This is a genomic window from Alloalcanivorax sp. C16-1 (assembly GCF_046507805.1).
In the GTDB taxonomy this organism is placed as follows: Bacteria; Pseudomonadota; Gammaproteobacteria; order Pseudomonadales; family Alcanivoracaceae; genus Alloalcanivorax.
Genome location: NZ_JBKFTK010000002.1, coordinates 745,841 through 767,060, shown reverse-complemented (window position 1 = coordinate 767,060; position 21,220 = coordinate 745,841). Strand labels below are relative to the sequence as shown.

General features: G+C 67.6%; 19 protein-coding genes. 7 read left to right on the top strand and 12 right to left on the bottom strand.

The window, feature by feature from the left end:
• On the bottom strand, positions 1 to 2,271 hold the full coding sequence (locus ACLD0W_RS10695; protein WP_410307468.1) for a ComEC/Rec2 family competence protein: 2,271 nt from the start codon (positions 2,269 to 2,271) through the stop codon (positions 1 to 3).
• 151 nt (positions 2,272 to 2,422) lie between these two features.
• Here ACLD0W_RS10695 and ACLD0W_RS10690 point away from each other — a divergent pair, with 151 nt between their 5' ends.
• Positions 2,423 to 2,920: a DUF2062 domain-containing protein gene (locus tag ACLD0W_RS10690; protein WP_410307467.1), complete on the top strand. Its 498-nt coding sequence runs from the start codon at positions 2,423 to 2,425 to the stop codon at positions 2,918 to 2,920.
• A 160-nt stretch (positions 2,921 to 3,080) separates the two neighbouring features.
• On the opposite strand, the gene ACLD0W_RS10685 is transcribed toward ACLD0W_RS10690, so the two are convergent.
• On the bottom strand, positions 3,081 to 3,773 hold the full coding sequence (locus ACLD0W_RS10685; RefSeq protein WP_410307466.1) for an ABC transporter ATP-binding protein: 693 nt from the start codon (positions 3,771 to 3,773) through the stop codon (positions 3,081 to 3,083).
• Positions 3,766 to 5,001 carry a lipoprotein-releasing ABC transporter permease subunit gene (locus ACLD0W_RS10680; RefSeq protein WP_410307465.1) on the bottom strand — a complete coding sequence of 412 codons (1,236 nt, stop codon included), beginning with the start codon at positions 4,999 to 5,001 and terminating at the stop codon, positions 3,766 to 3,768. The genes ACLD0W_RS10685 and ACLD0W_RS10680 overlap by 8 nt, the downstream gene beginning before the upstream one ends.
• A 195-nt stretch (positions 5,002 to 5,196) precedes the next feature.
• Here ACLD0W_RS10680 and ACLD0W_RS10675 point away from each other — a divergent pair, with 195 nt between their 5' ends.
• From ACLD0W_RS10675 to ACLD0W_RS10660, 4 genes are all read left to right on the top strand, one after another.
• On the top strand, positions 5,197 to 5,901 hold the full coding sequence (locus ACLD0W_RS10675) for a hypothetical protein (protein WP_410307464.1): 705 nt from the start codon (positions 5,197 to 5,199) through the stop codon (positions 5,899 to 5,901).
• 101 nt (positions 5,902 to 6,002) lie between these two features.
• The gene (locus ACLD0W_RS10670; RefSeq protein ID WP_410307463.1) at positions 6,003 to 7,004 is read left to right on the top strand and encodes an agmatine deiminase family protein; all 1,002 of its coding nucleotides are present in this window, start codon (positions 6,003 to 6,005) and stop codon (positions 7,002 to 7,004) included.
• 30 nt (positions 7,005 to 7,034) lie between these two features.
• Positions 7,035 to 7,928, top strand: coding sequence for a carbon-nitrogen hydrolase (locus ACLD0W_RS10665; RefSeq protein ID WP_410307462.1), 894 nt, complete (start codon positions 7,035 to 7,037; stop codon positions 7,926 to 7,928).
• A gap of 13 nt (positions 7,929 to 7,941) precedes the next feature.
• Positions 7,942 to 9,495: a BCCT family transporter gene (locus tag ACLD0W_RS10660; protein ID WP_410307461.1), complete on the top strand. Its 1,554-nt coding sequence runs from the start codon at positions 7,942 to 7,944 to the stop codon at positions 9,493 to 9,495.
• On the opposite strand, the gene ACLD0W_RS10655 is transcribed toward ACLD0W_RS10660, so the two are convergent.
• From ACLD0W_RS10655 to ACLD0W_RS10630, 6 genes are all read right to left on the bottom strand, one after another.
• Positions 9,483 to 10,442, bottom strand: a complete 960-nt coding sequence (locus ACLD0W_RS10655; RefSeq protein ID WP_410307460.1) for a DegV family protein — start codon at positions 10,440 to 10,442, stop codon at positions 9,483 to 9,485. The two genes, ACLD0W_RS10660 and ACLD0W_RS10655, sit on opposite strands and share 13 nt — an antisense overlap.
• A gap of 160 nt (positions 10,443 to 10,602) precedes the next feature.
• Positions 10,603 to 10,845 (bottom strand): sulfurtransferase TusA, encoded by a 243-nt coding sequence (gene tusA, locus ACLD0W_RS10650; RefSeq protein WP_410307459.1) that lies wholly within the window; start codon positions 10,843 to 10,845, stop codon positions 10,603 to 10,605.
• Positions 10,838 to 12,073 (bottom strand): MFS transporter, encoded by a 1,236-nt coding sequence (locus ACLD0W_RS10645; RefSeq protein ID WP_410307458.1) that lies wholly within the window; start codon positions 12,071 to 12,073, stop codon positions 10,838 to 10,840. Before ACLD0W_RS10645 ends, tusA begins: the two co-directional genes overlap by 8 nt.
• Positions 12,063 to 13,103, bottom strand: coding sequence for a 23S rRNA (cytidine(2498)-2'-O)-methyltransferase RlmM (gene rlmM / locus ACLD0W_RS10640; protein ID WP_410307457.1), 1,041 nt, complete (start codon positions 13,101 to 13,103; stop codon positions 12,063 to 12,065). The genes ACLD0W_RS10645 and rlmM overlap by 11 nt, the downstream gene beginning before the upstream one ends.
• A 15-nt stretch (positions 13,104 to 13,118) precedes the next feature.
• A complete protein-coding gene (purU, locus tag ACLD0W_RS10635) occupies positions 13,119 to 13,991 on the bottom strand; it encodes a formyltetrahydrofolate deformylase (RefSeq protein ID WP_410307456.1) in 873 nt (290 codons plus the stop codon).
• The gene (locus tag ACLD0W_RS10630) at positions 13,978 to 15,018 is read right to left on the bottom strand and encodes an AraC family transcriptional regulator (protein ID WP_410307455.1); all 1,041 of its coding nucleotides are present in this window, start codon (positions 15,016 to 15,018) and stop codon (positions 13,978 to 13,980) included. The genes purU and ACLD0W_RS10630 overlap by 14 nt, the downstream gene beginning before the upstream one ends.
• A gap of 150 nt (positions 15,019 to 15,168) precedes the next feature.
• Here ACLD0W_RS10630 and ACLD0W_RS10625 point away from each other — a divergent pair, with 150 nt between their 5' ends.
• A complete protein-coding gene (locus tag ACLD0W_RS10625) occupies positions 15,169 to 16,704 on the top strand; it encodes a cryptochrome/photolyase family protein (RefSeq protein ID WP_410307454.1) in 1,536 nt (511 codons plus the stop codon).
• A gap of 17 nt (positions 16,705 to 16,721) precedes the next feature.
• On the opposite strand, the gene ACLD0W_RS10620 is transcribed toward ACLD0W_RS10625, so the two are convergent.
• The 3 genes from ACLD0W_RS10620 to ACLD0W_RS10610 form a co-directional block, all read right to left on the bottom strand.
• Complete coding sequence (locus ACLD0W_RS10620; RefSeq protein ID WP_410307453.1) at positions 16,722 to 17,339, bottom strand: hypothetical protein; 618 nt, start codon at positions 17,337 to 17,339, stop codon at positions 16,722 to 16,724.
• Between the two features lie 57 nt (positions 17,340 to 17,396).
• Entirely contained in the window at positions 17,397 to 19,199 is a 1,803-nt protein-coding gene (locus ACLD0W_RS10615) for an alpha/beta fold hydrolase (RefSeq protein ID WP_410307452.1), read from the bottom strand.
• A 183-nt stretch (positions 19,200 to 19,382) separates the two neighbouring features.
• On the bottom strand, positions 19,383 to 20,384 hold the full coding sequence (locus ACLD0W_RS10610; RefSeq protein ID WP_410307451.1) for an AraC family transcriptional regulator: 1,002 nt from the start codon (positions 20,382 to 20,384) through the stop codon (positions 19,383 to 19,385).
• A 293-nt stretch (positions 20,385 to 20,677) separates the two neighbouring features.
• Between ACLD0W_RS10610 and ACLD0W_RS10605 the strand changes: the two genes are divergently transcribed.
• Complete coding sequence (locus ACLD0W_RS10605) at positions 20,678 to 21,184, top strand: hypothetical protein (RefSeq protein WP_410307450.1); 507 nt, start codon at positions 20,678 to 20,680, stop codon at positions 21,182 to 21,184.
• The last annotated feature ends 36 nt before the right edge of the window (positions 21,185 to 21,220 follow it).

Sequence of the window (21,220 nt, the reverse complement as noted above, 5' to 3'; positions counted from 1 at the left end):
TCACCAAACCTGCCCGCGCGCGGGCCGGTGCCAGGGACGCTCATGGTCCCGGCGCCACTTTGTTATAAGCGCGGCATTATCCGGGCCCCCCAGGCGAAACACAATCATACCGGCCCGGTCGGTGCGCAGAACCGTGACCCCGGCCGCTTCCAGGCGCCGCACCAGGGCCGCGTCCGGGTGCCCGAAGCGGTTGGCGTAGCCCACCGAGGCCAGCGCCCAGCGCGGTCGCAGGGCCCGCACCCAGGCGTCGGCGCTGGACGAGGCGCTGCCGTGGTGGCCGAGCTGCAGCACCGTCACCGGCGCCACGGAGCCCAGCAGCCGGTACTCCACCGCGGTGGTGATGTCGCCGGTGAGCAGTACGCTGGCGGCGCCGGCGTCCACCCGCAGCACGCAGCTGGCGTCATTGCCGCTCCAGGGCCGCCGGTCCGGCCACAGCACCCGGAAGTCGACGCCGTCGAAGCGCCAGTGCTGGCCGCCCCGGCACCGTTCCGCGCCGGGCACCCGGTCCGGCTCGCCGCTCAGCAACCGTCCGGGGTCGGGCAGGTCCGCCAGGCCGCCGGCATGGTCGCCATCGCCATGGCTGACCAGGGTCAGGTCCGGCGTCAGCCGGTGGCGGCGCAGCCAGGGCACCAGCACCGACCCGGTGGCGGAGCCGCCTTCCCAGCCCGGCCCCAGGTCGTAGAGCACCAGATGGCGGGCGGTGCGCAGCGCCAGCGCCTGGCCCTGCCCCACCTCGAACAGGATCAGGTCCACCTGGCCGGGGCCCGGGGCGGTGCTGGCCGGCCAGCACCAGGGCAACAGGCACAAGGGCAGCAGACGGCGCGGCCAGGGCCAGGCCGGCAGCAACCACAGCATCAGCGCGCCGCCCACCGCCAGGGCCGCCAGCCCGGAGGCCGCCGGCAGCCGCGGCGCCGGCCAGCCGGCCATCACCGCCATCAGGGCCACCGCCAGTTCCACCCCGGTGGCGGCGGCATGCAGCGCCGGCGCCCAATCCAGCAGTGCCCCCAGCAACGCCGCCGGCACCACCAGGGCGCTGAACAACGGCACCAGCAGCAGATTGGCCAGCGGGCTCCACCAGGCCCAGTCGCCGAACAGGGCGGCACCGGCCACCGCCATGGGCAGCGGCAGGGCCACCATCACCGGCAGCCGGCCGCCGCCCTCCAACAGCCACAGGATCGCCGCCACCGCGCCGAACGACAGCCACAAACCGGTGGACAGCGCCGCCAGCGGGTCCGCCAGCAGCACCGCCAGCAGCGCCAGGGCCAGCCCCTCGGCGGGCGCCGGCCAGCGGCGCCGCAGGCGGCACAGGGCCAGCACCGCCACCATGATCAGGGCGCGCCGGGTGGGCAGGCTGAACCCGGCCAGCGCCGCGTAGCCCAGCGCCCCGGCCAGGGCCGGCGCCCAGGCCAACTGGGCCAGTGTCAGCCGCCGGCAGGCCGGCCACAGCCACTGCAGCAACGGCGCCAGCAGACCCCGTCCCAGCCACCACAGCAGGCCGGTGACCAGGGTCAGGTGCAGGCCGGAAATGGCCAGCAGGTGGGCGGTGCCGGTGGCGCGGAACAGGTCCTTCAAGGGCCGGTCCAGCCCGCGGCGGTCGCCGGTGACCAGCGCCGGCACCACCGCCGCGCCCAGCGGGCTGGCGGCCAGCCGCGCCCGCAACCGGTCAGCCAGCCGCTCACGGAAAGCGTGCAGGCCGCCGTCGGCGTGCACCGGCCCTTGCACCGCCGCCAGCACCCCCACCGCGTCGATGCGTTCGGCGAGATCGCGGCGGGCGGTGTCCGGCCCGGTCTGGTTGTGCCAGCCATGGGGAAAATAAAGCCGCATCCGGGCCTCGAAACGGTCCCCCGCGCCCAGCGCCGGCAGCGGCCCCCAGGCGCTGACCCGCACCCGGTGGCGGCCCGGCCAGCGCCCTCGCCCTTCCAACAGCCGCACTTCCAGGGTCAGCCGCTGCCAGTTCACCGGCTCGTCGTAGCGAACCCGGCGCTGGCGCTCCACCAGGTCCACCACCCGCGCCTGCACCGCCAGCGTTTCGCCGTTGAGCGAGGCCGGCAGCCGCGCCGCCAGTCCCTGCTCCAGTGCCAGCAGCCCCAGGCCGCCGGCCAGGGCGGTGGCCAGTATCGTGCGCGCCCATCGACCGGAACACGGCGGCTTGCGCCGCGCACCCGCGCCCGCCAAGCCGGCGGCCAGGACCAGCAGCGGCAGCCACACCGGCCAGCTCGCGCCGCTCCAGACCGCCGCCACCAGGGCCGCGGCGGGCAACAGGTATCGCATCCTTGCGCTCCCTCAAGGCACCCTATCCCTTCAAGGTGTAGGCGCCGCCGCTCAGGATCGGCATAATAGCGCCCGCAACCGGAACCCTCGTACGGATCCCCCGACGCCGGGAAAGCAGTCGCCCATGCCGAAACGGTTATTCCGAAAATATTTGCCCTCCCCCGAGCGCCTCAAGGGTCACAAGTCCCTGAGCTTTCTGGGCGAGGTGTTGTCGGACCCCAATCTCTGGCACATCAACCGTCATTCCCTGGCCGGGGCTGCCTTTATCGGCGTCTTCACCGGCCTGTTGCCGATCCCCCTGCAGATGGGTCTGGCCGCCCTGCTGGCGGTGCGTTTCCACTGCAACCTGCCGCTGTCCGTGGTGCTGGTGTGGATTTCCAATCCGGTCACCTATGTGCCGATTTTCTACTTCACCTACCGGATCGGCGCCTGGCTGCTGGGCATGGAGCCCAGCCCGCCCCACGGCATCGACGTGGCCTGGTTCGTGGAGCAGCTGGTGCCGCTGTGGGTGGGCTCCCTGCTGTGCGCCTCCCTGGCCGGTCTGGCCGCCTGGCTGGCGGTGAAGCTGTCCTGGCGGCTGGCGGTGGTGCGCAGCTGGAACCTGCGCGCCCGCCGCCGCCGCCACGACCCGGATCAGGGTAACCCCTGACCGGGGGGCAGAGCCGTCAGCGGGTTGAGACAAGAGCCGTCAGCGGTTTGTGACAAGAGCCGTCAGCGGATTGAGGTAAGAGCCGTCAGCGTTTTAAGGTGAGAGCCGTCAGCGTTTTGGAACAAATTCTGTAGGCAGGAGCTTACAAGCCGCGCCCGGGCTACAGCGTGCGCAGCAGCCCTTCGTGCAGCTCGTGGCGGGTCTGGCAGCGGCCGGCGATGCGGTGATCGTGGGTCACGATCAGCAAGGCGGTGCCGAGCCGTTGGTTGAGGTCGAGCATCAGCTCCTGAACCTGATCGGCGGTGCGCTCGTCCAGGTTGCCGGTGGGCTCATCGGCCAGCACCAGCGCCGGGTCGGTGACCAGGGCGCGGGCAATGGCCACCCGCTGACGCTCGCCGCCACTGAGCATGGCGGGCTTGTGGGTTTCCCGGGCGGCCAGGCCGACCTGCTCCAGCAGCGTGGCGGCGCGCTCGCGGGCCTCCGCCGGTCGCAGCCCGCGGATCAGCAGCGGCATGGCCACGTTCTCCAGGGCGGTGAACTCCGGCAACAGGTGGTGGAACTGGTAGACGAAGCCCAGGTAGCGGTTGCGAATGCTGCCCAGGGCCCGGTCGCCGAGACCGGCCAGCGGTTGCCCGCCGATGGCCACGCGTCCTTCCGTGGGGGCATCCAGACCGCCGAGCAGATTCAGCAGGGTGGACTTGCCCGAGCCGGAGGCGCCGACGATGGCGGCGGTGTCGCCGCGCCGCACGGTCAGGTTCACGCCGCTCAGCACTTCCAGCTCGCCGCGCCCTTCCGGGTAGCGTTTGATCAGGCCTTCGGCGGCCAGCACCGCGTCGCGGGCGATCTCATTCATAGCGCAGCGCCTCCGCCGGTTGCACGCGGCTGGCCCGCCAGGACGGATAGAGGGTGGCGGCGAAGGTGATCACCATGGCGATGGCGACGATCGCCCCCACATCGCTCCACTCCAGCTGCGACGGCAGGTAGTTGACGAAATAGGCATCGAACAGCCGGGTGTTGAAGGTCTTCTCGATCCAGGCCGCCAGGTCGCTCACATTGTTGGCCAGCAGCACCCCGAGCACGGTGCCCAGGAAAGTGCCGGCCAGACCGATCACCGCCCCCTGCACCATGAAGATGCGCATGATGGTGCCCGGCGACGCGCCCAGGGTACGCAGCACGGCGATGTTGCCGCGCTTCTCGGTGACCAGCATCACCTGGCTGGAAATAATATTGAAGGCGGCCACCGCGACGATGAAGCTGAGCAGCAGCGTCATCATGCTCTTTTCCATGCGGATCGCCTGGAACAGGTTGCCGTGGGTGCGGGTCCAGTCGGTGGTGTAGTAATCCCGGCCCAGGGCCTGCTGCAATTGCCAGCCCACTTCCGGCGCCGCGAACAGGTCGCTGAGGCGCAGATGGATGCCCTGCACGGTGCCGGGCCGGCGGTGCAGCACCGCCGCGTCCGCGCTGGACACATAGGCGTACAGGCCGTCCACCTCGGCACGGGCACGGAACACGCCGACCACCTGGAAGCGTTTGAAGCGGGGCATCACCCCGGCCGGGGAGACGCTGGCCTCGGGCAACACCAGGGTGATCTTGTCACCCACCTCCGCATTCAGCTTGCGCGCCAGGCCGTAGCCCAGCACCACGCCGAAGTCGCCGGCGCGGAGGGCGTTGAAATCCCCCTCCCACATCATCTCGCCGACGATCGAGACGCGCTGCTCCGCCTCCGGGTCCACCCCGTTGATCAGGGCGCCGGCCACGTTGCCTTTATGGGTAAGCATGCCTTCCAGTTGCACGAACGGCGCCGCCGCTTCCACGCCGGGATAGCCGCGCACCTGGTCGGCCAGGGCCTGCCAGTCCTCCACCGGCTCGCGGCCGTGGATGGACAAATGGGTAACCATCCCCAGGATGCGCGTCTGCAATTCCCGGTCGAAGCCGTTCATCACCGACAGGACGGTGATCAACACGGCGACACCGAGCATCAGCCCGAGCGCGGAGATCAGGGTGATCACGGAGATAAAACTGTTACGGGCGCGGGCGCCGGTGTAGCGCAGGCCCACGAACAGGGCAAAGGGTCGAAACATGGCGCGCATTTAAGCACTAAACCGTCGGGCGGCGCCAGACACCCGCGCGGGGAAGCGAGGGTGTGACCGGCATCCACGACGATCCGGCACTCTCCTATTAAATTTTCGGGCTGTCCTAGGACCGTAACACTTGAACAAAGGTTCAGACTGTGGATGCTTACGGTCAGGACGACCAATGACTGGGGGAACACCACCATGAAGACCGCTCTAGCCGCGATGCTGGCCACGCTGCTCCTGTATCCGTTACTCGCGTGGGCCGACGACGGCCCCAGCCGTGGCATGAGCCAGGCCCAGGTGCTCCAGCACTATGGCGAGCCGCAGAGCCGCCGGGCGCCGGTGGGTCAGCCGCCGATCAGCCGCTGGTACTACCCCGGTTTCACCGTCTATTTCGAAAACGACAAGGTGCTGCACAGCGTGCGCGAACCGGTCGCCGACGACGGGCAGCCGGGCACCACCGAGCTGGAGCGCCAGGCCGGCCATCCTCTGCCGCCGGACGTGGAGGACGAGGAGGCGCAGATCGAAACCCGGTCCACGGTGCGCAACGAAGACGCGGACAGTGACGACGACGCCGACGATCGCCGGGAAGAGCGGCGCCGTAACGACAAGGATCGCCCCGACGAGTCCAACACCGCGCCGGGCAGCACCGCGGTGCGCGCCCGCGCCGAGGAATCCGGGCAACGGCGAAGCGACGATACCCGGCCGGACGCCGGGGAAACCGCCGAGGGTGACCGGGACGGCGAGAACGCCGGCCACTTCCGCTTCGATCCGGTCTCCGGCCGCATCGTCATTGATGAGGAAGAGGACCAGGACAACAACGACCGGGGCACTGCCGAGGACGGCGACGAGCCCCGCGCCGAGGCGCCGCCGGTGCGCCGCTCCCTGCGCGCCGACGCCGACTGACCGCCCCCTGCTCTCCTTCTGACCCTCCCGCCGGGCACGCTATTGACGCTGCCCGGCACCGGGCAGACAATCCCGCCGTTTATCCTCGAACGAGTGGTCCCATGTTATTGCCCGAATGGCAGCCCCAGTGGGGCGTACTGCTGGCCTGGCCGGATGCCGACACCGACTGGGCCGGCCAGCTGGACGCCGCCCACGCCACCTACACCGCCCTGATCGCCGCCGTGCTCGACCACGAGGCGGTGCTGCTGCTGTGCCGTAACGGGGACAGCGCCGACCAGGTCCGCCAGCGTTTGGCGGACGCCGGCGCCGACCTGACCCGGCTGCGCATCGAGCAGGTCGAGTTCGACGACACCTGGGCCCGGGATTTCGGGCCGATCAGCGTGCAACGGGACGGCGTGCTGACGCTGCTGGATTTCCGTTTCACCGGCTGGGGCCACAAATTCGCCGCCCAGCGGGACGACGCGGTCAACGCCGCCCTGCCCTGGCGCGCCCCCCGCCAGGCGGTGGACCTGGTGCTGGAAGGCGGCGCCATCGACACCGATGGCCGCGGCACCCTGCTCACCACCCGGGCCTGCCTGCGCAATCCTAACCGCAACCCGCTGCTCAGCGAGGCGGAACTGGAAAGCCGGTTGCGCGAGACCCTGGGCGTGACGCGCATCTGGTGGCTGGACCACGGCGAACTGGAAGGCGACGACACCGACGCCCACGTGGACACCCTGGCGCGCTTCGTCGACCCCACCACCGTGGCCTACGTGGGCTGCGACGATCCGGCCGACCCGCACCACGGCGAGCTGGCCGCCATGGCCGGTGAACTGGAAGCGTTGGCCTCGGCCCACGACCTGCGCCTGGTGCGCCTGCCCATGGCGGTGCCGCAGTACAACGGGGAAGGCGACCGTCTGCCGGCCACCTACGCCAACTTCCTGATCACCAATGAGAAAATTCTGGTGCCGGTGTACGGCTGCGCCACCGACCGGGCGGCCCTGGACGCCCTGGCGGCGGTGGCCGGCCCGCGCACCGTGCAGGGCATTCCCTGCCGGCCGCTGATCGAACAGGGCGGCAGTCTGCACTGCGTGACCATGCAACTGCCGCAAGGCATTCTGTAAATCCGCCCCCTTGAAAGGAGCCGCCCGCCCATGCGCGTTGCCGTCGTTCAGCAGCAAAACGGCGCCGATCCGGCCGCCAACCTGAACCGTTCCATGGAGAAAATCCGCGAGGCCGCCGCCGCCGGCGCGGAACTGGTGATGCTCCAGGAGCTGCACCGCAGCCTGTACTTCTGCCAGACCGAGGACACCTCGGTGTTCGATCTGGCGGAAACCATCCCCGGGCCCAGCACCGACGCCCTGGGCGCCCTGGCCCGGGAGCTGAACATCGTGCTGGTGGCCAGCCTGTTCGAGAAGCGCGCCACCGGCCTGTACCACAACACCGCGGTGGTGCTGGAGCGGGACGGCAATCTGGTGGGGCTGTACCGCAAGATGCACATCCCCGACGATCCGGGCTTCTACGAGAAGTTCTACTTCACCCCCGGCGACGCCACCTTCAACACCGGCCAGTCCGGCTTCACGCCGATCCGCACCAGCGTCGGCAAGCTCGGCGTGCTGGTGTGCTGGGACCAGTGGTACCCGGAAGCGGCGCGGCTGATGGCCCTGGCCGACGCCGACCTGCTGCTCTACCCCACCGCCATCGGCTGGGACCGCACCGACGAGGTGGAGGAGCAGGCCCGGCAGCTGGACGCCTGGGTAACCGTGCAGCGGGCCCACGCGGTGGCCAACGGCCTGCCGGTGCTGGTGGCCAACCGCACCGGCTTCGAGGCGGCGCCGAACGGCGACGGCGGCATCCAGTTCTGGGGCAACAGCTTCGTGTGCGGGCCCCAGGGCGAGTTCCTGGCGCGCGCCGGGAAAGACGGCGAACAGGTACTGCTGGCCGACATCGACACCGGGCGCAGCGAGGCGGTGCGCCGCATCTGGCCGTACCTGCGCGACCGCCGCATCGACGCCTACGGCGATCTGACCAAGCGCTTCCGGGACTGACGGCGCGCCGCCCGTGGCCCGCGCCCACGCCGCCGCCTGGCTGGCCCGATTCCGGCTCAAGCCGATCGCCTTCTGGCCGGCGTTGCTGGCGATGGTGGCGGCGCTGGCGTTGATCGCCGTGGACCAGGCGCGCTTCGTCGCGCTTACCACCTACCTGAACCGGCTGCTGATCGACACCCTGTCGCCGGTGTTCCTGTACGCCGCCCTGGGCCTGCTGGTGCTGTGCGTGCTGGTGTTTCTGTCGCCGCTGGGCGCCACCCGCCTGGGCGGCGCCGACGCGCGGCCGATCTATTCGCCGTTCCGCTGGTTCTCGGTGTCGCTGACCACGGTGATCGCCATGGGCATTCTGTTCTGGGCGGTGGCGGAACCGGTGGTGCACTTCCACGAACCGCCGCCGTTCACCGGGCTCGCCCCCGGCGGCGAGGCGGCCCAGCGCTTCGCCCTGTCCACGGTGTTCGTGCACTGGACCCTGGTGCCCTATGCGATCTACACGGTGGCGGCGCTGACCTTCGCCCTGGGCTTCCACAACCACGGCTACGGCTTCTCGGTGGACGCCCTGCTGCGCCCGCTGCTGGGTGACCGCCTGCGCGGCCCGGCCTCGGAGGCGGTGGACGGCCTGGTGCTGTTCTCGGTGGTGGTGGGCATGTCGGCGGTGCTCAGCGGCGGCCTGCTGCTGATCGGCGACGGCCTGCGCGCACTGTTCGACATCGACGCCGGCGCGCGGGTCCACGCGCTCACCGCCACCTTCATTGTCGCGGTGGCGCTGCTGTCCGCGGCCAGCGGCCTGGCCGGCGGCATCCAGTTGTTGGCGCGCCTCAATACCGTGCTGTTCCTGGCGCTGATGGTCTACCTGCTGGTGGCCGGCCCGGCCGGGTTCGTGGCCCACCTGGGCGGCGAGTCCCTGGGCCTCTACGCGCGGGAATTCCTGAGCCGCCACCTGATGCTCGACGAGCCGCCGGGCAGCCAGTGGTCCGGCTGGTGGACCACCGCCTTCCTGGCCAGCTGGTTCGCCTGGGCGCCGCTGTCCTGCCTGTTTCTGGGCAAGATCGCCCGCGGCTACACGGTGCGCCAGTTCATTCTGGTCAACCTGCTGCTGCCGTCCGCCTTCGGCGTGCTGTGGTTCTCCACCTTCGGCGCCTCGGCGCTGTACTTCGATGCGCACCATCAGGCCGCGCTGTACCGGGTTTACGAGGACCGGGGGCTGGCGGCCATCGCCTATCAGATGTTCGCCTACTTGCCGGGCGGGTTCGTGGTCAGCCTGTTGTTCATCGTCGCCTGCGTGATCTCGTTCATCACCGCCACCGACTCCAACACCGACGCCATCGGCGGGCTGTGCACCCGCTCGGTGACCGCCCGGGAGATGGACACCGCCTTTACCATCAAGCTGCTGTGGGGCGCGGTGATCGGCGCGGTGGGCTGGAGTAGCGCCACCTACCTGGGGGTGGACGGCATCAAAATGCTGGCCAATCTGGCCGGGCTGCCGGGGCTGGTGATCGTGCTCGGCGCCGCCGGCAGCCTGGTGCTGATGCTGGTGAAAAGCTACGCCACGAACCGCTACTCGAACTGATCGTTCTCGCTGGCGTAGGCCACGAACAGGCAGCCGGCGCCCACGTTGATGGCGCCGGTGGGGCTCATGGTGGAGATCAGCAGGCGCACGCCGCGCTCCTCCGCCGCCACCTTCAGATCCGCGTAACCGGGCATGGCCGGCACCCGCTCGATGTCGCCGGCATAGCTCAGGCACACATGGCGGGAAATCAGATGCCCGCCGCGAATGCGCGCGGCCACGTGTTCGAACAGACGGCGCACCGATTTCTCGTAGCTGCGATTGACGGTGGCCGGGTTCTCCTCGCCGCCGTGGATGCGGATGATCGGGTGCATGGACAGCGCCGACCCCACCGTCAGCGCCAGCCCGCGCATGGAGTCCGAAAGCCGCTTGCGCTCGCCCTTCTTGAAGCCCCGGTCGCGCACATAGCCCAGGTCCTCGGGCACCATGTAGCCGCAGATGTGCGGGATCATCTGGTCCATGTTCAGGCGGATGGCGTTGCGGTTGGCGCCGCTGCGGATCAGTTCCACCGCCTCGCAGACCAGCACCGCGGTGCCCGAGAACAGGGTCTTGCTGTCGATCACGCGCATGGAGAAGGGCCCGGGCACACCGGCCTCGGCGCGCACCTTCTGGTATTCCTTGAGGATCGAGAAGGACGCCTGGGTGGCGTTGTCGAAAATCTGGCTGCGCTTGCCGGACACGGTGATGCAGAACACCAGGTCGTAGTCGAGCACCAGTTCATCAAGAAACACCGAGCGGATCTGGTCCACGGAAAACGGAATCGATTCCGCGTCCCGGCCCTTGGAGTCCAGTTGATCCCGGTAGAACCGGGCGGTGTCGGTGCTGTCCCGCTTGTCCACCAGCAGCTCGTCGCCGAGCCGCACGGAAATGGGCAGGATGCGAATATTGTGATCGCGGAAATAGCCTTCCGGCAGATCGCAGGTGGAATCCACGACGATACCGATACGCATGATCGTTCCCCAGTCTTGTTGTTATTGGCCGTGCCCGCCACCGCACCCCGAACCCCGCGGACGGCGAACCTCCAACGATCAACCTAAGGGAAAACAGCGGCAACGCAATTGGCGCCCGGCCTGCCGCGCACGGGCGCGGCGGCAAGGCCGCCGGCGCACATCAGGCGGGCTTTTTCTCGATCCAGTACAGGTACAGCTCGCCGTCGCGGCCGCTGTCCAGCAGCCGGTGGCCGAGAAACTGGCAGAACTTGGGGATATCGCGCTCGGTGGAGGGGTCGGTGGCGCGCACTTCCAGCACTTCGCCGGGCGCCATGTCGCGCACCTTGCCGTGCAGCATCATGACCGGCTCGGGGCACAGCAGGCCGGTGGCGTCCAGGTGATGGTGGGCTTGAATATCAGTCATGGCGGGTATCGGCTTCCCCGGGGGCGGTCCAGAAAAGGGCGGCCATTATAACCAGCCCGCCAAGGGCGGCGGCAAGCAGGAAGTGCCCGCCGTAGCCGAAGGCGGTGGCGCTGTGGCCGCTGACCAGGGTGGCCAGACCGGCGGCCAGCGGAAACAGGGACGCCTGCAGCGTATAGTCGGTGCCCTCCCGGCCGGGCCGGCAGTAATCCATCATCACCACGAACAGGGCCACCGTGGACAGCCCGTCGGCGAACTGCTCGAACAGCGCCGCCGGCCAGATCCAGGACGGGTCGCCGCGCGCCGCCGCCATCCACGCCAGAAACGCCAGCGCCTGCAGCAGACCAAAGCCGATCAGCGCGCCGCGCCGGCTCAGCCACACCAGGCTCAGCCCGCCCAGCACGGCGCCGGCCAGCCCCACCAGCGAACTGATCAGGTCGAGCTGGCCGATGGCGGTCTGGCTCCAGCCCAGGTCCACCAGAAACGGCTTGATCATGCGCGAGCCGAAGCCGTCACCGATCTTGTAGCCGATCAGCAGCACCGCCCACACTCCCAGGCCGGGACGCCGCCAGAAATCGAGAAAATAGCGCGACCACCAACCGGCCCCGGGCCGCGCCGGCGCCGGCGCCGGCGTGGTGTCCGCCGGCTCGGCGAAGCGCAGCACCGGAATCAGCAACAGCAGGGACAGCGCCAGCATCAACAGCAGCACCGGCCGCCAGCCGATCCAATCGTTGCCGATCAGCAGCAGCCCGCCGCTGAACATCAGCCCCACCTTGTAACCCACCACCTGCACGCTGTTGCCCGGCCCGCGCAGGTCGTGGCTCAGCCGCCGCACCGCCAGGCCGTCGGTGGCGATGTCCTGGGTGGCACTGGCGCTGTTGAGCACCAACAGGGCCAGCAACAACAGCGGGAAACCGGCGCCGAACCAGAACGCCCGCTCGCCCAGGGCGAGCGCCACCAGCACCAGCATCACCACCGCCTGGCAGCCGAGAATCCAGCGTTTGCGGTGATCCGGCCGGCCCCGGCCCAGACGGTCCACCCAGGGGGCCCAGAAGAACTTCAGCACCCAGGGCAGCGCCGCCAGGCCGGCCAGGCCAATCCATTCCCGGGACAGGCCGCTCTCGCGGCCCAGGGACGGCACCGCGTCCGCCAGCAGTCCGGCGGGCAGCCCCTGCAGAAAATACAGCGCCGCCAGGGTGCCGAGCAGAATCGCGCCCCGCTCAGGGCGCACGGGTGTCCACCCAGACGGTGATTTCCTCCCGGTCGTGGTAGAGGTGCGCGGCCTGGATCAGGGCTCCCGGGCGCTGCCGTTCCAGGCCGCTGGCCAGACGCTCCAGCAGGGCCTGGCTCTCCCGGTAGCGGCGCGCCATGGGCAGCTTGAGATTGAACAGGGCCACCCGCGCCCAGCCCTGCTCCAGCCACTTCTGCATCAGCGCGGCGGTGCGCGCGGGCTTGTCCACCACATCGCAGACCACCAGATCCACCGGCCGCTCCGGGCGCCAGGTGAAGGCATCGCCGGACACATGGCGCACCGGGTATTCGTCCAGCAGCGCCGGCGCCAGCTTGCCGTGGTCCACGCCGGTGACCTTGAGACCCAGGCGCGCCAGTTGCCAGCTCCAGCCGCCGGGGGCGGCGCCCAGGTCCACGGCGGTGTGCAGGCCCGGCGGCTTGCCCCGGCCGACGAAGCGCAACAGCGCCTCCTCCAGCTTCAACGCCGAGCGGCTGGGCGCCTCCGGCGACAACCGCAGGCGGGTCAGGCCGCCCTCCGGCAGCGGGATGCCCGCCGGGCTGACGCCGATATGGCCGTGGCGGGAATCGTTGAAAAACAGATGCAAACGGCGGTCGGCGTTGCCGCGCAGCAGGCCAGCCTTGCGCAGCTTGGGCTCCAGGGCCTTGCGGAAACCGCGCAGAAAGCCGCCCAGTTCGCGGCCGGCATTGGTATCGGCGTGTTCCAGAAACAGCTCGGAGAACGGCCCCTGCAGCTGCAGCTCCGGCCACAGGGCCCCGATGCGGTCCTGCTCCGGCAGATCCTCGAAGGACGCCGTCAGCGGGTAGAACGAGCGCCCGAACACCAGCCCGGTTTGCAGCAACGCGTCCGGGTCCCCCTGCAGGTTGTTCCACAGCACATAGCCGCTGCCGTCGCTGGTGCGCGGGTAACCGGACGCCCCCAGCTCCGCGCAACGATCGCTAAGCTCCGCCGCCAGATCCGACTCGAACCCGGGCCGGCACAGGGCCAGGAACATTTCCTCATGGGATGACATCACGACTCCTGCCGTCTACTTAACAAACACCACCGTCTTGTTGCCGTCGACGATGATGCGGTCCTCCAGGTGCCAGCGCACCGCGCGCAGCATGACCTGACGTTCCACGTCCTGGCCCAGGCCACGCAGTTCCGCGGGGGAATGGCGGTGGGAGACACGCTGTACGTTCTGCTCGATGATCGGGCCCTGGTCCAGGTCCTCGGTGACATAGTGGCTGGTGGCGCCGATCAGTTTCACGCCCCGGTCCCAGGCCTGCTGGTAGGGATTGGCGCCGACGAAGGCGGGCAGGAACGAGTGGTGGATATTGATGATGCGGTGCGGATGCCGGGCCACGAACTCCGGGCTCAGGATCTGCATGTAGCGGGCCAGCACGATCAGGTCCACCTGCCCGTCCAGCAACTCCAGGGCGCGGGCTTCCGCCTCCGCCTTGTTGTCCTTGTTCACCGGAATGTGGTGGTAGGGAATGCCGAAGCGTTCCACCTCGTCACGCAGGTCGTCGTGGTTGCTGATCACCATGGGAATGGTGGCCGGCATGTCGCCCCGGGACACCCGCCACAGCAGGTCCATCAGCACGTGGTCGTGGCGCGATACCAGAATCGCCATGCGCTTCTTGGCGCCGGGCGGGCTGATGTGCCAGTGCATGCCGTAGCGCGACGCCACCCGGTTGCGGAAGTTGTTGGCCAGGGCCTCGTGGCTGCAGTCCAGGTCCGGGGTCTGGAATTCCAGGCGCAGGAAGAAGGTGCCGTCCTGCTGATCGCTGGAATGCTGATCGAAATCGGTGATGTTGGCGCCGTGGTTGTACAGGAACGTGGAAACGGCACTGATGATGCCCGGCTGGTCCGGGCAGGTTACGAGCAGGCGCGCGGTGGCGTCGTCAGCGGCGGTCATTGAGGTCTCCGTGTGCATCGCCGAAATAAAGCCGCCGGTAGGCGGACGGGGTCTGGTGGGTCCATTTCTTGAACGCCCGGTGGAACGAGCTGGCTTCGCTGAAGCCCATCAACAGGGCGATTTCGTCGATGCTCAGTTCCGGCTTGGACAGGTAGTACACCGAGGCGTCCTTGCGGATCGAATCCTTGATCTCCTGGTAACTGGTGTTGCCCTCCTTGAGCCGGCGGCGCAGGGTCTGCGGGGTCATGCCCAGCTTTTCGCAGATTTCCCCGAAGTCGGGAAAGTGGTTGCCGTACTCATCGGAGATAATGGCGCGGATGCGCGCCGGCAGGCCCACGTTGTGGACCTTGCCGTCAAACAGCCGGGCCAGGGAATCGCGCAGGAACTTGGACAGCGACAGCTCGTTCTGCACCAGCGGCAGGTCCAGATAATGGGCCGGGAACACCACCTGGTTCACCTCGCTGTCGTGGTAGGTGGGGCAATCGAACATAAAACGGTATTCGTCGTCCTCGCGCACCGGCTCATAGTCCAGATACACGGCGTCCGGCTCCACCGGTTTGCCCACCAGCCAGCTCATGAAACGCAGGGACAGAAACAGCATCGCCTCGATGATCACGTCGCGGAAGTCGAGCCGCGGATCCACCCGGGTGATCAGCCGGGCCTGGTCGCCATCGCGCACCAGCGTGCTGTCCATGCTCAGATCGAACAGCGCGTAGAAATCGATGCCGCGCTCCACCGCCGCCTGCAGATTCGGGCAGTTGATCACCGCGTGGGCCATCATCGAGAAGGTGCCGGGCTTGGACTTGCGGCCCTGGCCGAAGCCCAGGAACTCGTCCTGGGTCTGCTCCATCACCCGCAGCATCAGCCGGATAAAGGTGTCGCGCTCGATGCGCGCCTCCGGCTCCTCCAACAGGCGGCGTTCGATGCCGCACTGGTCGAGCAGATCGGGGATGCTGACGCCGCCGCGGGCGGCGCCCTGCAGCACCTTCACCACGCGCCGCACATTGATGGTTCGTCGCTGAATCATGGACCGTCCTGATACTCTCGGAAACCCGCCCTGGCCGGGCGAGCGCCCCATGATAATGAAACTGGGGCCGATTGGCATGGCCGTTGGCTTGACCCGATGTTGATGGCCGCGCGCTATGCTGGGCATCCCCACCCCGGCCAAGGACGTTTCATGCCCCGCCCCCGCCTGATTCTGGTGCTCGGCGACCAGCTCACCCCGGACCTGACCAGCCTCGCCGAAGGCGACCCGGGCCGCGACCGGGTGGTGATGGCCGAAGTCCGCGAGGAAGCGGAGTACGTGCCTCACCACCGCAAGAAGATGGTGTTTCTGTTCGCCGCCATGCGCCACTTCGCCACCCGCCTGCGCCGGCAGGGCTGGACCGTGGACTACTATGAGCTGGACCAGGGCCTGGGCGACCTGTGCGAGGCCCTGCGCCGCAGCGCCGAGGGCCAGGATATCGGCGAAGTGCTGATCACCGAACCCGGCGAATACCGCCTGCGCGAGGCCATGAAGCGGCGCTGGCCGCAAAGTCTGGGGCTATCGGTGCGGCTGCTGGAGGACCGCCGCTTCCTGTGCTCCCTGGACGCCTTTCGCGACTGGGCCGCCGGCCGCAAGCAGTTGCGCATGGAATTCTTCTACCGGGACATGCGCCGCCGCACCGGCCTGCTGATGGAACCGGACGGCGAACCGGTGGGCGGCCGCTGGAACTTCGACGCCGACAACCGCAAGCGTTACGACGGCAAGCACCGGCTGCCCGGGCCGCCGCGCTTCGAGCCGGACGCCACCACCCGCCAGGTGATCGAACAGGTGGCCGAACACTACCCGGACCGCTTCGGCGACCTGGAGCCATTCTGGTTCGCGGTCACCGCCAGCCAGGCCGAGCAGGCCCTGGACCATTTTCTGGAGCAGGCCCTGCCCCACTTCGGCGACTACCAGGACGCCATGACCGAAGGCGACGACTTCCTGTTCCACAGCCTGCTGAGCCTGTACATCAACGCCGGCCTGCTTGACCCGCTCAACGTCTGCGAGGCCGCCGAACGCCGCTACCAGCAGGGCCAGGCGCCGCTCAACGCGGTGGAGGGTTTTATCCGCCAGATCCTTGGCTGGCGTGAATACGTACGCGGCATCTACTGGCTGATGATGCCCGACTACAAGGAGGAGAATCGGCTGGACAGCCACGCCGACCTGCCCTGGTTCTACTGGAGCGGCGAAACAAAAATGCGCTGCGTGGCGGAAGCGGTGCGCGCCACCCGGGAACACGCCTACGCCCATCATATCCAGCGCCTGATGGTCACCGGCAACCTGGCGCTGCTGCTGGGCGTGGACGTGAAGCAGATCCATGAGTGGTATCTGGCGGTCTACGCGGACGCCTACGAATGGGTGGAACTGCCCAACACCCTGGGCATGGTGATGCACGCCGACGGCGGCTACCTGGGCTCCAAGCCCTACGCCGCCAGCGGCAAGTACATCCAGCGCATGTCCGACTACTGCGCCGGCTGCGCCTACAAGGTGAGCAGCGCCGAGGAAGACAACAGCTGCCCCTTCAACAGCCTCTACTGGCACTTTATCCAGCGCCACCGGCGCCGTTTCGAGAAGCACCCGCGCATGAGCCGGGTGTACAAGAACTGGGAGCGCATGGACCCCGACAAACGCCGCGCCATCCTGGCCCGCGCCGACGCCCTGCTGAAGCACCCGGAAGACCTGTAGGCGCGACGTTTGATCAATCAGCTTTGTGAAGCCCGCATCTCAAAGGTAATGCCGATGCGTCTGGCTTCTTCCGCCGCCCGTTGGCGGCGTTGTTCCGGATCGCTGATCAGGTCCGCGAGCAGTTGTTGCTGCAGTTGCTGGGCCTGGGACCTGTCCATTTCCCGTTGCTCCACGCGCCGTGGAATATCATCAAGCAGCTGCCTGGCGACGGCGTGGCGCTGATCCGCCTGGTTGCCGCCCTGGAGCTTGTCCCAGTGCTCGCGCAACTTGGCGAAACGTATGCGGTTGACCAGTCGCGTCAGCTCCCGGTCGCTGTCGGCGTTGCCGGCGGCCACACTCTTCAGCACCCGCCATTCCATCGGCGAAACAAAATCCGGACGTTCGCTGACCGGACCACTGAGTTCCGGTTTTCCCAGCTGATGTTCCACGGCCCGGGCGGCCTGTTCCTGCTGCCGGACCAGCTCCGGATAGTGCTCGTCGTCCTGCCCGGTCCGCGCCTCGCCACCGGGGCTGGCGGCGGTATCGGGGCTGGGGCGGTGGGTTGCTTCCGGGCTGCCGGACAACGGCCACCGGAGCAGTGCGGCACCGGCCACCAGGACCACCAGCAGCACTCCCGACCATTTCAATCTATTCATGATGCCTCCTTGATCAGAGGGCGCCGCGGACCCGCGGCGCCCCGGGTGTTGCCGCCATTACCAGGTGGTGGGCGCCGGCGGGCTGACGTTGAAGGAGTACTCCTGGCCCGGCCCTGACATCAGAGTGGTGAACAGGCTGTTGAACATGCCGCAGCTCTTCATGGGCGGGAAGGTGGTGGTGCCGGTGAAGGTCAGATTGCCCGCGCCAAGATCGGAGATCGGGCCGTCGAAAACCACCGGGAAGGCCACCGGACTTTCCGTCTTGCAACCAAAGGGAATCTGTAGCACGCCGGAGCCCGCGGACTTCACCGTGATATTGGCGAACGCCTGGCCGTCCACGTGCAGTTGCCCCTGATTATCCAGTGACGCGCTGCCGCTGGTGCCGCTGCTGGGCTCCACGGACAGATTCACATCCAGGGGAAGCACGATGTTGAGCTTGGTGGAGAAGTCCGGGACCGACAGATCACCGTCCAGGGTGCCGGCGGTCATGTTGGTGTCGGCGGTAAAGGTGGATTCCTCCGGCAACTTCACGTCCTGATCCAGGGTGGCGAGATGAATATTGGCGTCCAGCGGCCACTGGTCCAGGGTAACCACGAAATCGCCGCCGCCCGGGTTGGCATTGGCGGTGGGTCTGGGTTTCAGGGTGAGACAGGTGCCCAGGGTGAACTGGCCGGCCATGCGGTCGTCCAGCCATGCCAGCACCGTGGGCGCGGCCTGGAACTGCGTGACAATGTGTTCACTGGGGTACACGCCGAAGGTCACGTTGCTGAACTTCCGGCAGTATTTTTTCTTCAGCTCCAGATGCTGCTCCAGCGGAATGAACTCATCCGCGGTGCCGTGGTACTGGTAAATCGGCACCGGCATTTTCTCACCGCCCAGCGCCTGCTCTTCCAGGGTGTCATGGACGGAGGGAATGCTGATCAGTTGGCCCAGCGACTGGTTGCCGACGGTGTATTCGGCGATGTCCTTGTTCATGTAGTCGAACAGTGTGTCGAACACACACTGGTCCGCTTTGACCTTCTCGATTTCCGCTTTGCCGTAGGGGCTGGCCAGGGTGTCCAGCGGAATGCCCTGCGGATATTGCTCGGCCAGGCCGATCACCGCCTGCAGCAGAAAAGAAGAACCGGTGCTGGCGTTCAGGTAATCGGCGGTGTCAAAGAAGTCCGCCGGGGTACCGCCGGAGGCCACCGCCACCAGGTCCACATCCGGGGCATAATCCGGTTGCAGTTCACCGGCCCGGGCGGAGGTCTGGCCCCCCTGGGAGTACCCCCACACGGCGACCCGGGTGTTGCCGGTGACGCCACTGCCGGGCAGCTGGCGGGCCGCCCGTACGATATCCAGCACCGCGTGACCCTGGGCGGCGCCGGACATGTAAGTGGGCGTATCGCCGGTGGTATAGCCCGGATTATCGGAGACCAGAACGGTATAGCCGGCCTGCAGGGCGGCGGCGATATTGGCGTTCTCGTAGTCGGTGCCGTCGGCCATCTGCAGGGACGGCGCACAGCGCTGGGCGAGCCCGTGGGTGCCCACCGCATAGCTGATCACCGGTCGTTCCCCGGCGCCCTGCCAGGGGCTGTCCGGAACCAGGACGGTACCGGTCACCCGGTTGCCGTCGCCCTTGGCATCGGTGGAGCGGTAGACCAGGTTCCAGGCCTGGTGGGCCACCGCGCCGGTGCCCAGGTCCACGGTGGTTTGCCGGTACCAGGTGAGGTCGCCGGGGGCGCCGGACGTCATCTGGGGCGGGTCGTAGAAGCTCATATCGTCCGGGCCGACCATGGCCGCGTGAACGGTGAGCGGAGTAATGCCCAGTGAAACCACCAGCGCCAGCAAGGGGGAGGCCGGTTTTTTAGTCTTACGCATGAGAGTCTCCTTATGAATTTTTTTATATCCAACCGGCGGCGCCCAACGTAAACGCACACCGGGTAGCTGAAAGCTAATCAGCCGGGCCATCCGGTGCAGGATGATTCAGGACATTTATCGGTTAAATATGGCCACCGATTAACGGCGGCGCCGGGCGGGGGTGAGGAGAGACGGCCGGGGCGGTCAGCGCGCGGTGGGGTCTTTCTCCATGAATTCGCTGGGGGAGAGCCCGGTCCAGCGGCGGAATGCCTTGGCAAACGCGGAGGAATCGGCGAACCCGAGCATCATCGAGAGTTCGGTAATGGACTGCCCGCCACGGGCAAAATACTCCCGTGACAGTCGCTGGCGCACCCGGTCCAGTTCCTTCTGGTAGCTGGTGCCTTCCTCCGCCAGTTTGCGTCGCAGGGTGCGCCCGCTCATGCCCATCTCCGAGGCGGCATTTTCCAGCGATGGGAAAGCGCCATAGTAGCGCAACAGCATGCGGCGCAGGCGCAGCGGCAAAAACCGCCAGGCCCGTGTGGGAATATTCTCGAACAGGATCTTTTCCGCCGACATGGCCATCAGCCGGTTGGCCAGTGGCAGTTCCGCCTCGGCCAAGCTGGCCGGGCCGACGATGCGGGTTTCCGGCTGGTTAAACCGCACCGGGCACTTGAAATAGCGACGATAGATATTCCCCCATGCCGGCTCCGGGTAATGGAAATCCACGCGGAAGTCATGGCGCTCTTTATCGATAAGGTGCCACATGATGTTGTAGAAACTCACCATGTTCAGCTCGAAGAAAAAATGGCTGTAGGGGGCCAGGGAAATCTCTTCCCTGAGGGCGAAAATCCCCAAGCCACCTTCGATGCGCGGGGCCATGGAGAGGGGCGGAAACAGTTCATCGCAGAAGCGGGAAATCACCTGCAGACACTCGATCAAGGTGGTTTGGGTCACAGCGGCCACCCCGGCCATGCCGTGGTGGGAAATGGTCATCAGGTTACCCATGGCCAGCCCCAGATAGGGCATTTTCAGGGCTTTTACCGCCTGATCCACCAGCGCCACGACCTGCCCGGCGCTGACAAAGCGGTTTTGTTCGTCGGGGCGGTAATCAATGCCGGCGTTCCGATAAAACACCTGCTGATCGATACCAATGATCACCTCAAGAAGCTCATGCGGTTCATCGATGGTCAGGTGGGATTTTTTCAATAGCCAGTCCGGCTCCAGCCTCAGGCTTTTTCGTAAATCAAAATAGGTCTGTATGTGTCCCAGGGGAATGCAGGGAGTGTCTCTTTCCATGATACACCTTCGCCTTATTATTCTTGCCGCGCACCCGTCGTCCGGCAGGCTGAAAATATCCTGACAAAGAGCGGGATTTCAAGGCAGCGGAGACAGCGGTCACCGTTAACAAAAGACACCACCGCAAAAGCACCGCCCTCTTTTTTTGTAGTACATTGTCCGCCAGACTGGACAGCCCCCCTCACCACCAGGGTCCCACCACCATGAAAGACACGCCACGCCAACGCCGCCGTGGCCGCCGCCCCTCGGCGGACGGCGAACGCAAGGACCGGGTGATCCAGACCCGCGTGCCCCAGGACCTGGAAGACAGCCTGCGTACCGCCGCCGAGCGGGAAAGGGTCACCGTCTCCCATCTGATCCGCAACGTGCTGGAAGACAGCTTCCGGCTGGTGGACGGCATCGTCGCCGACTCCTCGCAACTGGTGGACAACGTGGCCCGGGACGCCCGCCGCCTGGCCTCCGCCGCCAAGGGCCAGCCCCGGGAGCCCGTCGCCTTCGTGCCCGCCGACCAGGGCGGCACCGTGGCCCGGGCTCTGCTGGAGAGCGTCGACGCCTGGCAGGAAGTGATCGTCAACCGGCCCACCCAATGCACCCGCTGCGGCATCGCCCTGCCCCGGGGCCACCAGGCCCTGCGCGGCCTGACCACGGAACCGGCGGCGCCGGTGGTGTGGCTGTGCCACGACTGCCTGGCCCGGGACGCCGACGACTGATTTTTGTAACAGGTGTTCACATTGCCATTGCCAGAC